Source organism: Paraliomyxa miuraensis, assembly GCF_026337845.1.
Classification (GTDB): domain Bacteria; phylum Myxococcota_A; class Polyangia; order Nannocystales; family Nannocystaceae; genus Paraliomyxa; species Paraliomyxa miuraensis.
Genome location: NZ_JAOVZF010000138.1, coordinates 1 through 14602 on the forward strand (window position 1 = coordinate 1; position 14602 = coordinate 14602).

Below are 14602 nucleotides of genomic sequence, written 5' to 3' on the forward strand. Positions count from 1 at the left end.
CAGCGCCTCAAGGGCCTGGGTTACGAGGTCGAGCTCCGCCCGGCCGCTTGACCGAGCCTCCGACATCCGGTTTCTTGCTAGCCCGGCGGGATGTAGTTGTCGCAGGCGACGTCGATGATGCCCACCGCCTCGTCGAAGATCGGCCCGTAGTCGGGCAGGCAGATCTCCGCCATGAAGCCGTTGTCGCCGAACATGGTGGTGAAGTCGGCGATCCCGTTGGCGGGATCGAAGGTGTTGCAGGCGCTGCCCGGCACGTTGATGAGCGACACCACCACGATGTTCTCGGGGATGTCCAGCTTGGCTGCGACGATGTCGTCGTACCAGGTCATCGAGGTGCCTACGGAGTTGATGTCGGACTCGTCGGTGATGATCACGATCACCAGCAGGGCGTCGTCGCGAATAAAGCCCTCGTTGCACTGGCCGACGCCGCCCTGGACCCGGGTGACCGCCTCGACGGCCGCCTGCATGGGGCGCTCGGAGGCCGAGCCCGAGGTGCCGATCTGCGCGGCACAGCTGAACTCCACGACCAAGTCGTCCATGTCGGTCATGAAGTTGTAGCCCTCGGCATAGGGGCCACACGCCTGGTTGCTGGAGTTGGAGCCGCCGGTCTGCACCACCAGCGACGAGAGCTGCTGGCAGCCCGCGATGTTGTACGTATAGGTGTCGGTGGTGACCACGCCGACCTGGATCGTCTCGACGTTCTCGAGCGTGGCCTGGATGCCGTTGATGAAGGCCGGGAAGTTGGCCACGAGGTTGGCCTGCTCGTCGCCCATGCTGCCCGAGTTGTCGATGACGAACAGGAAGTCGACCTTGCCGCACTCCTCTTCGATCGGCATGAAGTCGGGCAAGCCGCCGTAGTCGAACTTGGGGGGGTCCACGCCGTCGTCGTCCGCGGTGGTCGAGTCGCCCTCGCCGGTCGAGGTCATCATCGGAGGCGGACCGCTGGTGGTCGTCTCGGGCTCACCGGTCGTCGTCGTGGTCGTGGTGGTGGGCATCGTGGTGGCAGGCGGAATGCCCGTCGTCGTGGAATCCTCGGCCCCCATGGGATCGAGCGGCTCTCCGCAGCCGAGGACGAGAGGACAGAGCGCGAGCGCGAGGATTGGCAACCGAGACGCGTGGTGCATGGCGAGTCGACCTTGTAGCTCAGCAATACCGAACGGCAGCAGTATTGGCGAACTCTACCGCAAGTCGAGCACCGATGGTTGGTTGCCGAGCGGCTGGTCGAGTGCAGGCGGGAGCCCCGGCACGGTGGTAGACGCAGGGGGAGGCCTTGGTAGAGCCAAGATCTCGGTGGAATCGCGTCTAGTGCGCAAGCCTCGACGCCGCTTCGGGGTGGTTGCCACGAGTGCGAAGCACCGCCTGCCAGTGCCGCCCGCGCCTGGTTTGCGTGCAGGCCGCCCTCGGAGCGACGAGCGTCATCGGGTGTGAGCCCGGTCGCGTGCCCACGAGCCCGCCGCTACCCGCTCCGCGCTAGGCTCCGCCCGATGTCTCGCGAGATCCGGGCCCCCCGGGGGCAGCAGCTCTCCTGCAAGGGGTGGCCGCAAGAGGCCGCCCTGCGCATGCTGATGAACAACCTCGACCCCGATGTGGCCGAGCGCCCCCAGGACCTGGTGGTCTACGGCGGTACCGGCAAGGCGGCGCGGTCCTGGCAGGACTTCGACACCATCGTGGCGTCGCTCCGCGATCTCGAGGCCGACGAGACCTTGCTGGTCCAGAGCGGCCGAGCGCAGGGAATCTTCAAGACCCACGAGGACGCTCCGCGGGTGCTGCTGGCCAACAGCCTGCTGGTCCCCAAGTGGGCGACCTGGGACGAGTTCAACCGGCTCGAGGCGCTGGGGCTGACCATGTTCGGCCAGATGACCGCGGGGAGCTGGATCTACATCGGTACCCAGGGAATCTTGCAGGGTACCTACGAGACCTTTGCCGCGTGCGCGCGCGAGCACTTTGGCGGCGACCTGCGCGGGCGCCTCGTGGTCACGGGGGGCTTGGGGGGCATGGGGGGAGCCCAGCCGCTGGCCGCGACCATGAACGGGGGCGCCATCCTCTGCGTCGAGGTCGACCCGCACCGGATCCGGCGGAGGCTGGAGACCGGGTACCTGATGCGCTCGACCGAGAGCCTCGACGAGGCGCTGCGGCTGCTCGACGAGGCGCGGAGCAAGGGCGAGGCACTCTCGGTGGGTCTCGTGGGCAACTGCGCGCAGGTGCTGCCCGAGCTGGTCCGGCGCGGGGTGATCCCAGACGTGGTGACGGATCAGACCAGTGCCCACGACGAGCTCAATGGGTACGTACCCGACGGCATGACGCTGGAGGAGGCGCTGCGGCTGCGGGTCGACGACCCCGGGCAGTACGTGCGGCGCAGCGTCGAGGCCATGGGCCGGCACGTGGCCGCGATGCGGGCGATGCAGGATCGAGGGGCGATCGCGTTCGACTACGGCAACAACATCCGCGCCCAGGCGGTGACGGCCGGCGTGGAGGATGCGTTCGAGATCAAGGGCTTCATCCCGCTCTACATCCGCCCGCTGTTCTGCGAGGGGCAAGGGCCCTTTCGCTGGGCTGCGCTGTCCGGGGATCCCGAGGACATCCGCAAGACCGACGATGCGATCCTCGAGCTGTTCCCCGAGAAGGCGGCGCTGCGGCGGTGGATCGAGCTGGCACGCGAGCAGGTGGAGTTCCAGGGGCTGCCGTGCCGGATCTGCTGGCTGGGCTACGGCGAGCGTCACTTGGCGGGGCTGCGCTTCAACGAGATGGTGAAGCGGGGAGAGCTGAAGGCCCCGATCGTGATCGGCCGCGACCACCTCGACTGCGGCAGCGTGGCTTCACCCAATCGGGAGACCGAGGGCATGAAGGACGGCTCGGATGCGATCGCGGACTGGCCGGTACTCAACGCGTTGCTCAACACGGCGGCCGGAGCCACGTGGGTCTCGGTGCACCACGGAGGCGGCGTGGGCATTGGGTATGCGCTGCACGCCGGAATGGTGGTGGTGGCCGACGGCAGCGACGGCGCGGAGCGGCGGCTGCGGCGGGTGCTGACCACCGATCCGGGCATGGGCGTGGTGCGGCACGTGGATGCCGGCTACGGGCAAGCCCAGGCGTTTGCCGAGCAGCACGGGGTGCGGGTGCCGGGGCGGACGACGCTGCGGGGCGAGTGAGAGGGGCGCTCGAGTTCCCGTTTGCTGGGCTCGGCGCGAGTCGCCCATCAAGGGGTCATGGTTCGGGCGCGCGGAAGATCTCGTCGACGGATCCCGCCGTGAGCGCCCGTCGAAACCAACGCTCGAGCTGCTGCGGATCGGCCGTGGAGAGAACGCGCTCGCGCAACGCGGTGGAAGGGCGGAGGGCTCGACTCTCGAGCACGTCGAGCAAGGCACGCGCTCGCGCCTCCACGAAGCCCTGCGTACGGCCGTCCGCGAAACCCTGCGTACGGCCGTCCACGAAGCCTTGCGTACGGCCGTCCACGAAGCCTTGCGTACGGCCGTCCACGAAGCCTTGCGTACGGCCGTCCTGAAACCACTGGTTGTTGATCATCTCGAGCATCTCTCGGCTCCTTGGGCTGATGGTGTCGCGAATCGCCTGGAAGATGGACGATTCGATTCCATACGCAGCTACGATATAGGACCAAATCGTCTTCGCGTCATCTGAGTCATTGGGGTCCGGTAAGTCATCGAACAGTCGAGCGAGCTCCTCGACGCGTTGCTCGATGCGGGCCTGGGGATTGGCGTAGGCGTGGAGCAGCACGCGGGCAAGCTCGACGAACGCCCTCGTGGGTTGGCTCGCATCTGGATCGTCGAGGACCGATCCACTGAGATCATCGACCAGCAGCCGGAGCTCGAGCGGAGGTCCGAAGACGGCAAGTGCCTCGGAAGGTAGGTCGAGGATCTCGGAGAAACGGGTGGGGGTCGAGCGTGCCCGGTGCTGCAGCAAGACGATCGGCACGATCAGCGGCAGTCGCTTGACCGACCTTGGCGCTTCATCGAGGTGCTCCCGCCAGATGTCGACGAGGTACACCAGCTCGCGCCAGGGCATCAGGGCCTCGGGCTCGGACTGATGCTCGAGGGCGAGGTAGATCCCGATGCGGCGCCCGGTTCCGCGAAGTGCCACCGAGAACAGACGATCGGAGTATCGCGTGCCAAGCTCCGGATCGACGTGAGCGGATGGCTCGAGGCGCAACGTCGTGAGGTCGAGGAGCTCGAGGCAGGGCGTGGGCAGGAGGCGACGTAGCAAGATGGCCACCGTCTCCTTGCGAGAGAACACACGGCGAGCGAACGCGTCGTGATGATTTCGCGGGGCTCTACAGCTACGCATCCCCACTGCCCATGCGATTTCGATACCGGGAGGCCGGTCGAAGGATCACGAACACTTGGCGTGTCGATGCGCCGAACGTGGCCCGCCCGTTGGCCGGGTCTTGGCCAATGGGTTGGCCATGTTGGCCCAAAGATGACGAATTCGGGGGTCCATCGAAGGATGCTCACGAGTTCGTTGCCCCTTGCTACAACCCCACCCATGCCCAAGCGCACCCTGCTCCACCGCGCCCGCACCGTCGTCACCTTGCAGGGTCCTGCGGGCCCGCGTGCCGGCAAGGCGATGGACGAGCTGGCGATCGTCGAGGACGGGAGCGTGGCCATCGACGACCACGGGCGCATCGCGTGGGTGGGACCGAGCGACGCGGTTCCCACTGCGCATCGCGAGGACGCCGAGGTGTTCGATTGCCGCGGGCGTACGATCACCCCGGCCTTGGTCGATCCGCACACCCATGCGGTGTGGGCCGGCAATCGGCTCGACGAGCTCGAGCTGCGCCTGGGTGGAGCCGACTACGAGGAGATCTTCGCCAAGGGCGGAGGCATCCTCTCGAGCGTGCGTCAGACCCGAGGCGCCGCCGAGGACGACCTCTACGCCCAGAGCCTGGCTCGCCTGCGACGCATGCGGGCGGCGGGCACGACCACGTTCGAGATCAAGAGCGGCTATGGCCTCGATCTACCCACCGAGCTTCGCCAGCTCCGCGTGGCGAGGCGGCTGCGGGCCGCAGGCTTTCGCGTCAAGACCACGTGCCTGGCCGCGCACGCGATTCCACAGGAGGCCCGCGAGGCACCGGGCGGTCGCGAGGCGTTCGTCGAGCACGTGTGCGAGGAGATCCTGCCCGCGGTGGTCGCCCAGCGCCTGGCCGACTACGCCGACGTGTTCTGCGATCGCGGCGCGTTCACCCCCGAGGAGTCGCGCCGCGTGCTGCTGCGGGCCAAGGGCCTCGGGCTGGGCCTGCGGGTGCACGCCAACGAGCTCGGGAGCACGGGCGGCGCCAAGCTGGCGGCCGAGCTTGGCGCGTCCTCGGCCGATCACCTGCTCTACCTCGACGATGACGAGCGCCGAGCCCTGCGCGAGGCCGGGGTGGTGGCCACGCTGCTCCCCGGCACCTCGCTCGTGCTCGGCAAGCCCTACGCCGATGGCCGCGCGCTGATGGCCGCGGGCGTGGCCGTGGCCGTGGCCACCGACTGCAATCCAGGCAGCTGTGCGCTCGAGAACCTGGCCATGGTGCTGGGCCTTGCGTGCTACGGCAACCGCCTGTCTCCGGCGCAAGCGCTCTGTGCCACCACCCACAACGCGGCCGCCTCGCTCGGGCTCGACCACGAGGTGGGCTCGATCACCCCGGGCAAGAGCGCGGATCTGTTGGTGCTCGACACCGAGGACTACCGTGATCTCGTCTACCACGCCGGCTCGCCATTGGTCGGCGCGGTGTGGCAGACGGGCGAGCTGGTGGCGTGAGCGCCTTCGGCGACGCGGCTTCGGAGTCGGAGCTCACCCCGCGGGCGGGCAGGTCACCGTGCCCAGCGCCTTGCCGGTCATGTCCGAGTACGTATAGGGGTGATCGAGCCCATTGTAGAAATCGATCACCACCCCCGTGTCGGGATCGATCTTGAACGCCACCCCGCCCTCGGGGGTGGGGTCCTCGTCGTCGAGCCAGGTCACCACCCACAGGTCGCTCATCGCGTCGAAGCCCACGCCCTTGACGGTCTCGTTGGTCACGAACACGTGATCGGTGGCGAGCGTGACGAGGTCCACCGAGTACACGCCCCCGCCGGCGGAGACGTACATGCGATCGTCGGGGCCCTCGGCCAGGCCGCTGCCGCCCCAAAAGCCCTGGATCACGTCCCAGGTGGCGGTGTCGGGGTGGAAGCGGGCTGCGCCCGAGCCCAGCGTGCTCGAGATCCACGGGTTGCCGTCGTGATCGACGGTGATGCCATAGCTCGACACCCCCTGGGGAATCGGCCAGGTATCGACGCCCAGGTCGTCCTTGCGCACGCGCACCAGCACGCCGGGAGAGAACGTCCCCAGGCCCACGAAGTAGAGGTTGCCCGCCGCATCGACCGCGCCGCCGTAGGCACCGAACTGTGCGCCGCTGAACACCTCGGCCGGGATGTCGACCTGCTCGACGATCGCCCCCACGTCGCCGTCGACGAGGGTGGCGGTCACGCCCCCCGGCCCGCCCAGACCGGGGAAGAGGCCCGCCACGGTGCTCGACACCGTCCACACCTGTGCGTCGCTGGCGTCGCAGTCGTTGGGCCCGGCCGTGCCGCCGGTCCACGCCACCGGGCGCTGGTTGCTGGTGGGGAAGGGCAGGTACCAGGCCCGGCACTCCTCCATGTCCCACGACAGCACGTCGGTCGGCCCGGTGGAGGTCTGGATGCCCGGCATGCCGTTGCTCTCCACGCAATCGGAGACCTCGGCGTAGAACTTGACCAGGCCACCGAAGCGATTGGCCACCGCCACGTCGCCCGCCAGGTTCACCGAGGTTCGCGAGGGGTCGCCGCTGCCATCGGGGCGCGTGATGTAGCGTCCCTCCTCGACCATGGTCTCGGTGTTGATCTTCGAGACGGTCCCGGCGGGCGAGTTGGCCACCCAGATGTACGAGAGCTCGCAGCCGCAGCCACCTCCACCGCCGCCCGGCGGGCCCACGTCGAGCTTGGTGCCGTCGTCGCTGCTGGTCCCGTCGGCAGCCTCGGTGGTGCCGCTGCTGGTCATCACCGCGGTGCCCGCGGTGTCGTCGGCCGAGGCCTCGGCCGCACCCGTACTGGGCACCGGGCTGGTGCCCGAGTTCCACACGTCGCCATCGTCGCCGGCCCCGTTGCACGCGACCAGCAAGAGCGACCCGACCAGGCTCCATCGCACGTCCTTCACCATTTTGCCAATCCGCTCCGCCTGGGCACCCTAGCATGGCGGCCCGGCGACCGATCGCCGGTTTGCTCACGATCCCCGGGTGATCGACGATGGGGCGTGTCCCTGCGTGGCTCGTGGTCGCGGCAACTGGCGCTCCTGCTCGGCGGAGGGCTCGGGCTCGGGTGCCCGCACGATGATCGCGAGGCCGTGCCGCACCCGGTGGCCATGGCCTTCGCCGCGGGACCCGTGGCCACCGTAATCCACGAAGCGCGCATGGCCTGCCTCACCCAACCAGCATGGGACGAGGACGGTGGGGCCGTCACCTGCGAGCCCTCCGGCGCAGCGCGGCTCGGCGAGGAGCTCTGGGTCGCCAACGACAAGCCTCTGCCGGGTCGTTCGCCGATGATGATGCTGAGCGTCGAGCTCGACGACTCCACCGGCGGGGGCCTCGGACCCACGCCGCTCTTCCCGACGCACTTCGCGAGCGAGCCAGCCTGGCTCGTGCCGCGCAAGCTCGAGGGCCTCACCGCGCGGCTCGACGGGCAGGGCCTATTGGCGATCACGGCCTTCGACCGCGTCGACGCCCGCTCGGGGGCACTCGACCCCTACGACATGCTGCTGTCGTGGGTCCCCGGGGAAGTGCCCGAGATCGTGGAGCCCAGCACGCGCGATGGCGTGACCAGCTCGGTGGGGCTGCGCGACCAGATCCGCCGGGCCCTCGCGACCACGGAGGCTCCACTCGGACCCCCGCACGTCAAGATCGAGGGCCTGGCCCTGCTCCCCGACGGCCGCTTGCTCCTGGGCGTGCGCGAGGAGGGTGAGCACTGGCACTCCCCGCACTACGTGGTGAAGATCCTGGAGACGCGCTGGTCGCCGGAGCACCCGCAGCGGCTCGGGGCTCCGATCGAGCTGCGCTGGTCGTGGACGCCGGCCGAGCCCGACCCGGCGCGGCCGCTGGGGCTCTCCGGGCTCGAGTGGGATCCAGAGCGCGAGCGCCTGTTGCTGCTGACGAGCGTGGAGGTGGGCGAGCGGCCCGAGGATCTCGACGCCTACGCATGGGTCCTGCCGCTGCCCGACTACGAAGCCGGGCGACCCCCCACCCCGATACGAGCGGCCGACGGCTCTCGACTTCGCTTCGCGCACAAGGCCGAGGCCATCGTCCCCCTGGGCGACGGGCAGGTGTTGGTGATCCACGACGACGACCGCGTGCTCACGGGCGCCCCCCAGCCGCGAGCGCTCCACGAAGCCGCGCTCACCGTGCTGCGGCTCGACGGCTGATATCCTGCCGAGTGGATCGTCCATGGCGGACAACGACAGGCTCGACGCCCTCCGGCAGACCGCGGACGACGACGAGCCGAACGAAGCGCTCTGCAGCGCGTCGGACGAGACCCTCGCCGATGGAGATCCCCGCGCGCGCGAGTCGCCCGACGACGTGGTTCCCGAGCGCATCGGCCGCTATGTGGTGATCCGTCGACTCGGCGCCGGAACCATGGGCATGGTCTACGAGGCCCATGACGAGCTGGTCGATCGTCGCGTCGCGCTCAAGCTGCTCGGACGCCGCCAGGGCCGCAACCAGCGGCTCCGTCTGGTGCGCGAGGGTCAAGCGCTGGCCCAGCTCAGCCATCCCAACGTGGTCAACGTGTTCGAGGTGGGGACCGTGGACGAGCACGCCTACCTGGTGATGGAGCTGGTCGAGGGCCAGAGCCTCGACCATTGGCTCCGGGAGGAACCCCGCAGCGTGCCTCGGATCCTCGACGCGTTCGTGCAGGCCGGCCGAGGCCTGGCCGCGGCCCACGAGGCCGGGTTCGTGCACCGCGACTTCAAGCCGAGCAACGTCCTCGTGGGTACCGACGGCCGGATGCGCGTGCTCGACTTCGGCCTGGCGCGAGCCAGCGCCGAGCTGCTCTCGGGCGAGCAAACGGCCGCTCCGACTTCGGCTACCGGTGAGGTGCTGTCCCGTGTGTGGGCCCACGACCTGACCCATGCGGGCGCGATGATGGGCACACCTGCCTTCATGTCGCCCGAACAGCTGGGAACCGAGCCGGTCACGGCCAAGAGCGATCAATTTGGCTTCTGCGTCGCGCTCTACGCGGCGCTCTACCACCAGCACCCGTTCGTGGACGAGCTACGGATGGAAGAGCTGGTGCACAACATCCTGTTCGGTCGGGCCCGTCAGCCACCCGAGCGCCCCGACGTTCCGGCCCGGGTGCGCGCGGCCGTGCTGCGTGGGCTGGCCACCGATCCAGCGGCGCGGTGGCCCTCGATGGACGCATTGCTGAGAGAGCTGCGGGACACCGGGCCACCGATGCGGTGGCGACGATGGATCGCCGTGAGCACGGCCGCCGGTCTGGCGCTCATGGCCAGCGCATGGGTGCTGCTCGAACCGTCGAGGCAGGAGCCGTCGCTCGCATGCTCGGGCGCGGAGGCCAAGCTGGCCGAGGTCTGGGGGCCGTCGCAGCGCACGGTCGTGCAACAGGCGTTCGCGGCCACGGGGCGGAGCTACGCCGCCCAGACGTGGGAGCGCGTGGAGCCGGCTCTGGATGACCATGCGGCGCGCTGGGCCGCGGCCTTCGCCACGGCGTGCGAGGCGGGACACGAGGACGCACAGTTGCTCGACCAACGCATGGCGTGCCTCGATCGCTTGCACGGTGCACTGGGAACACAGGTGGAGATCTTCTCCCGGGCCGACGCAGGAGTGGTCGAGCAAGCGGTGGAGGCGGTCACCGAACTGCGGCCGGCCGAGGCGTGCCTCGAGACGGACCTCGACCCTGCGCTGATCAGGCCGTCCAGATTCGCGGAGCGACGGCTCGCCTCCCGGTACGACGCGCTCGTACGAGTCGTCGAGCGCATCGATGCGCTCGTACGATCGGGCCGCTACGACGATGCGCTGGCCGAGGCGGAACGAGCCGTCGATGCCGCGCGAGCGCTGGATCATGCGCCACTGCTGGCTCGCGCGCTGATCTCCCTGGGGAAGATCCAGGAGGAACGCGGTGCCTCGGAGCTGGCCCAGCAGCTGATGGAGCAGGCGTACTTCCTGGCGCAGGAGAGCGGCTCCCACGAGCTGGCCCAGGGAGCGGCCATTCGCCTGATGAAGATCGTGGGTGTCGATCGACAGAACCATGACGGAGGCCTGGACTGGGCCAGGCACGCCGAAGCCGAGCTCGGACCGGACACGACCCCCGCGATCCGCAACGCCTATCACAACAGCCTGGGCCTGGTCTTGCTGGAGCGTGGGAAGTACGAGGAGGCGCTGGGCGAACTCGAGCGCGCGCTCGCGGCGCTCGAGCCCGAGGTCGACGCACACGAGCTTCGGAGCGCCAACACGCTCGGCAACATCGGCATCGCCCTGCGCAAGCTGGACCGGATCGACGAATCCATCGAGGTCCAGGAGCGTGGGCTGGCGAAGGTCGAGAGTGCCCTGGGCTCGAGCCACCCGTACGTGGCGCAAGCGCTTCGCAACCTCTCGACCGCGCTCTACTTCCAAGGCCCCCACCGAGACCGAGCGATCGCCATGGCGCAACGCTCGCTGGCCATCCTGGAGGCTGCGTTCGGGCCCGAGCACGTGTCCCTCAGCAATGGCCTCTCCAATCTCTCGGTCATGCTGGCGGAGAGCGACCGTCTGGGGGAGGCCGAGGTGGCCGCACGACGAGCCCTGGAAATCCTCGAGCAGCTCGACGTCCAGCCGCTCAATCGATGCCGTGCGCTCATCAACCTCGCCTACGTCGAGCAACGAGCCGACGAGCTCGAGCACGCGGCGCAGCACTTGACCAGGGCGGTGCACGAGCTCGAGGTGCTCGACCTCGGCACGCATCCCGAGACGACGAAGGCGCTCATCGACCTCGGAGACCTGCTCCGACGGCTGGAGCGCTTCGAGGAGAGCGACGCGAGCCTGCGGAAGGCGCTCTCCACCCTGCACGCCCTGCCCGACGCACCCGCAGCACGGATCGTCCGAGTACACGAGCTACTGGCCGAGGTGGCGCTCGCGCAAGGGCGCCCCGACGAAGCGAGCAACCACGCGCTGCGAGCGCTGGAGAGCCTGCCCGAGGGCCAAGGCCAGACCTTCCGTACCGCCTCGCTGCGCTTCGTGCTCGCGCGAGCGCAGTGGACCAAGGGCCGCCGGGCCCGCAACCATGCCCTGGCCAACGCGCGCGAGGCGGCTCGCCTGGCGGCCACGCTGGGCGACGCCGACCACGAGCGAGAGCTCCGCGAACGGATCCTGGCCTGGCGCGCGGGCCGAGAGCCCACCACCGCTCGCGGACCCACCCGGGGAACGACCGCCCCGTAGCACCCGCTCGTGCCTTCGGCCCGAGCAGGCACCCTTCCGGTGGGTGACCCATGCGATGCTCTCGTGGCTGCGGCGATGTCCGAGCCCTCCCATCCCGACGCGCCCACCATCCATGGGTTCACGCTCGACCGGGCCTGGGACGTGGAGCCCTCGGCCGCGATGCCCCGTGCGATCGGACCCTACGTCCCGCTCGAGCGCCTCGGCGAGGGGGGTATGGGTGTGGTCTACCGTGCCCACGATCCGCGCCTCGATCGCGCAGTGGCGCTCAAGCTGCTGCGAGCCGACGTGAGCCGATCGCCGACCGAGCGCGGCCGCCAGCGCATGATCCGAGAGGCGCGGGCGATGGCCAACGTGGTGCATCCCAACGTGGTCGAGGTGTTCGACGTGGGCGAGGTGGACTCACAGGTGTTCGTGGCCATGGAGCTGGTGGAGGGCCGCACCCTCGCCCGCTGGCTCCGCGAGCAGTCGCGCACCACCGCGGAGATCCTCGGCGTGTTCGTGCAAGCGGGCCGGGGCCTGCGAGCCGCGCACGACAAGGGCCTGGTCCACCGCGACTTCAAGCCCGACAACGTGCTGGTGGGCAACGACGGTCGCGTACGCGTGACCGACTTCGGGCTCGCGCGCGCAGTGGAGGGCCAGGGCCAGGGGCCGCACGCCGAGTCGCTCGATCCCCACGGAACCGGGCCCAGCGACGCAGGGCACGGACCGTCGCCGCACACCCTCGACGGCGAGCCCCAGCTCGTCACCCAAGACGATGACCTGGGACCGATCACCCGCACCGGGATCGTGCTGGGCACGCCGGCCTACATGGCGCTCGAGCAACACATGGGCGGCAGCACGGATGCGCGCACCGATCAGTTTGCGTTCTGCGTGGCGTTGTTCGAGGCGCTGGCCGGTCACCGGCCGTTCTCGGGCACGACCAGCGTGGAGCTGGGTCGGGCCAAGCATGCGATGCGGATCCGAGAGCTGCCCTCGCGCAAGGGACTGCGCCCCGCGGTACGCCGGGCGATCCTCCGGGGACTGCAGGCCGATCCGAGCGAACGCTGGCCCAGCATGGCCGCGTTGCTGGGCCAGCTCGATCCGCCCGCTCGCGTACCGCAGTGGGCGTGGTTGGGGCTGGCCAGCGCGGTCGTGCTCGCCGGAGGTCTCGCGGTGGTGGAGCGCTCGGGAGGCACGGGCGATCGGTGCCAGAGCGGCGAGGCCCGGCTCGCGCGCCTGTGGAGCACCGAGCGCCAGGACGCGCTGGCCCGGGCCTTCTCCGCCACCGGGCGAAGCTACGCCGAGGACACCTGGCGTCGTACGCACACGAAGATCGACGACTACGCGGAGGAATGGAGGGCGACCCATCGGACGCTCTGCGAGGATCACCGCCCCCCCGACGAGGGGGCCGATGGACGCATGGCGTGCCTCGATCGTCGGCTCGCTCGCCTCGAGGGCCTGATCGCCACCCTCGAGGAGGCCGACCCGACGCTGGTCGATCGAGCGGTCTCCCTGGCCTCGTCGCTGCGCTCGCCTCTGGCGTGCCTCGACCCGGCCACGGCCGCGGGCGACGAACCAACACCGCCCAGCCCCGAGCTCGCCGCGGCATGGGAGCGCCAGGAGCAAGCGGTGGTTCGAGTCGATCTGTTGCTGGAGGTGGGCCGCGAGCGTAGGGCACTCGAGCAGGCCCGCGCGGTGATGGCCGAAGCCGACGCCGCCGACTGGCCGCCGCTGCGCGCGGTGGCACTGCGGGCCCTGGGCACCGCGCTCGAGTCGACCGACGAGCTCGAGGAGGCCGAGCGCATACTGACGGAGGGCTATTGGTTGGCCCACGAGCACGAGCTCGATGCGCTCGCGGCCCAGATCGCCGCCCAGCTCGTGTGGCTGGCGGGCTCGCGGCAGCTCGACGAGGCCAAGGCCCTGCAGTGGGCTCGGCACTCGCGAACCAGCATCGAGCGACGCGGGGGCGAGCCCTTCGCCGAGGCGGCGATCGAGACCGCCCTGGGTGCGATGTACCTGGGCCTCGGCCGACCGGAGCCCGCGCAGGAGTCCTATCGCCGCGCGCTGGCGCTGTTTCGCGAGCACATGAGCGACGCGCAGCCCTCGATCGCGCTGGCGCTGTCGAACCTCGGGGCCGCGCTGGCGGCCGCGGGCGACTACGAGGGCTCGCTCGAGCACCAGCGCGCCGCGCTCGAGCTCTGGACGCGGGCGCTGGGCGAGGAGCATCCTTCCCGGGCCGACGCGATCGACAACATCGCGCTCGCCGAGGCGCGGCTGGGTCGCTTCGAACAAGCGATCGTGTGGCAGGAGCAAGCGCTCGCCCTGCGCCGGCGGACGTTCGATCCCGACGATCTGCGGATCGCGACCTCGCTCAACAATCTCGGGGCCTTCGAAGAAGCGCGGGGCGACCACGCGAAGGCCGAGGCCCACCACCGCGAGGCGCTGACGCTCTACCAGGCTGCGCTGGACGAGCACGACGTTCGAGTCATCGCCGCGCTGGTCAACCTGGGCCTGGTGGTGCTGCGAAGGGGCCAGCACGAGGACGCGCGCGCCCTGGCCCAGCGAGCGGTCGCGCTGCTCGACTCCCATGCGCCCGAGCACCCGTACCTGGGGCATGCCCTGGTGCTGCTGGGGTCGGCGTCTCGCCGTGCCGGCGACCCGGGCGCCGCCGCGGCCGCCAGCGAGCGGGCGCTGGCTCTGTGCGAGGGCCACGCAGTGGCGGTCGAGCCCAACGTATGCCTCGAGGCCACGTACGAGCTGGCCCGTGCGCTGTGGCCCGGCGACCGCGCGCTGGCGCTCGCCCAACGGCTCCGAGACCAGGTCCGCGACGCGGTCGGGCTGGAGCCCGCGCTCGAGCAGGAGCTCTCGCAGTGGCTCGCCGAGGTCGCCCCGGCCCCACCCTGAGCGTATGCTGTCGACACCATGCACGCCCACTGCGAGCGGTGTCAGGCGGACGTCGAGGCGACCCACCGCAACCCCAAGGCACGCAAGCTCGTGAGGCTCTACCCGCTGCTCATCGTCCCGTTCATCCCCGCGCTGCCGATCATCGCGTCGGACTTCGCAGTGATGCTGCCCTTGCTCATGATCTACATGCTCGGCGCGGGCCCGGTGATCGGGATCTTGCGCGAGCCGCCGCTGTGCAACGAGTGCGGAGCGATGACGCGACCGCTGAGGCCGGCGCGGTCATGAGTACGA

At 70.0% G+C, this 14602-nt stretch carries 9 protein-coding genes; 6 read left to right on the forward strand and 3 right to left on the reverse strand.

Annotation, left to right across the window (positions count from 1 at the left end):
* Positions 1-77: 77 nt before the first annotated feature.
* Positions 78-1124 carry a vWA domain-containing protein gene (locus OEB96_RS06940; RefSeq protein WP_266214665.1) on the reverse strand — a complete coding sequence of 349 codons (1047 nt, stop codon included), beginning with the start codon at positions 1122-1124 and terminating at the stop codon, positions 78-80.
* Positions 1125-1484: 360 nt separating this feature from the next.
* Here OEB96_RS06940 and hutU point away from each other — a divergent pair, with 360 nt between their 5' ends.
* Positions 1485-3149 (forward strand): urocanate hydratase, encoded by a 1665-nt coding sequence (gene hutU, locus OEB96_RS06945; RefSeq protein WP_266214666.1) that lies wholly within the window; start codon positions 1485-1487, stop codon positions 3147-3149.
* Positions 3150-3204: 55 nt separating this feature from the next.
* On the opposite strand, the gene OEB96_RS06950 is transcribed toward hutU, so the two are convergent.
* Positions 3205-4299, reverse strand: a complete 1095-nt coding sequence (locus OEB96_RS06950) for an Rpn family recombination-promoting nuclease/putative transposase (RefSeq protein WP_266214667.1) — start codon at positions 4297-4299, stop codon at positions 3205-3207.
* 198 nt (positions 4300-4497) lie between these two features.
* Between OEB96_RS06950 and hutI the strand changes: the two genes are divergently transcribed.
* Positions 4498-5751: an imidazolonepropionase gene (hutI, locus tag OEB96_RS06955; RefSeq protein ID WP_266214668.1), complete on the forward strand. Its 1254-nt coding sequence runs from the start codon at positions 4498-4500 to the stop codon at positions 5749-5751.
* A 33-nt stretch (positions 5752-5784) separates the two neighbouring features.
* Here the strand turns inward: hutI and OEB96_RS06960 are convergent, their stop codons facing one another.
* Positions 5785-7155, reverse strand: coding sequence for an NHL repeat-containing protein (locus tag OEB96_RS06960; protein WP_266214669.1), 1371 nt, complete (start codon positions 7153-7155; stop codon positions 5785-5787).
* A gap of 105 nt (positions 7156-7260) precedes the next feature.
* Between OEB96_RS06960 and OEB96_RS06965 the strand changes: the two genes are divergently transcribed.
* The 4 genes from OEB96_RS06965 to OEB96_RS06980 all read left to right on the forward strand — a co-directional run bounded on the left by OEB96_RS06965 (position 7261) and on the right by OEB96_RS06980 (position 14596).
* On the forward strand, positions 7261-8421 hold the full coding sequence (locus OEB96_RS06965; RefSeq protein ID WP_266214670.1) for a hypothetical protein: 1161 nt from the start codon (positions 7261-7263) through the stop codon (positions 8419-8421).
* A gap of 22 nt (positions 8422-8443) precedes the next feature.
* Positions 8444-11428, forward strand: a complete 2985-nt coding sequence (locus OEB96_RS06970; RefSeq protein ID WP_266214671.1) for a tetratricopeptide repeat-containing serine/threonine-protein kinase — start codon at positions 8444-8446, stop codon at positions 11426-11428.
* A 75-nt stretch (positions 11429-11503) separates the two neighbouring features.
* Positions 11504-14311, forward strand: a complete 2808-nt coding sequence (locus OEB96_RS06975; protein ID WP_266214672.1) for a serine/threonine-protein kinase — start codon at positions 11504-11506, stop codon at positions 14309-14311.
* 18 nt (positions 14312-14329) lie between these two features.
* The gene (locus OEB96_RS06980; RefSeq protein ID WP_266214673.1) at positions 14330-14596 is read left to right on the forward strand and encodes a hypothetical protein; all 267 of its coding nucleotides are present in this window, start codon (positions 14330-14332) and stop codon (positions 14594-14596) included.
* The last annotated feature ends 6 nt before the right edge of the window (positions 14597-14602 follow it).

What these genes read in the sequence shown, in the direction of transcription:
- OEB96_RS06940 (WP_266214665.1), bottom strand. Translation starts at nt 1,124, where the DNA reads ATGCACCACGCGTCTCGGTTGCCAATCCTCGCGCTCGCGCTCTGTCCT.
- hutU (WP_266214666.1), top strand. Translation starts at nt 1,485, where the DNA reads ATGTCTCGCGAGATCCGGGCCCCCCGGGGGCAGCAGCTCTCCTGCAAG.
- OEB96_RS06950 (WP_266214667.1), bottom strand. Translation starts at nt 4,299, where the DNA reads ATGCGTAGCTGTAGAGCCCCGCGAAATCATCACGACGCGTTCGCTCGC.
- hutI (WP_266214668.1), top strand. Translation starts at nt 4,498, where the DNA reads ATGCCCAAGCGCACCCTGCTCCACCGCGCCCGCACCGTCGTCACCTTG.
- OEB96_RS06970 (WP_266214671.1), top strand. Translation starts at nt 8,444, where the DNA reads ATGGCGGACAACGACAGGCTCGACGCCCTCCGGCAGACCGCGGACGAC.
- OEB96_RS06975 (WP_266214672.1), top strand. Translation starts at nt 11,504, where the DNA reads ATGTCCGAGCCCTCCCATCCCGACGCGCCCACCATCCATGGGTTCACG.
- OEB96_RS06980 (WP_266214673.1), top strand. Translation starts at nt 14,330, where the DNA reads ATGCACGCCCACTGCGAGCGGTGTCAGGCGGACGTCGAGGCGACCCAC.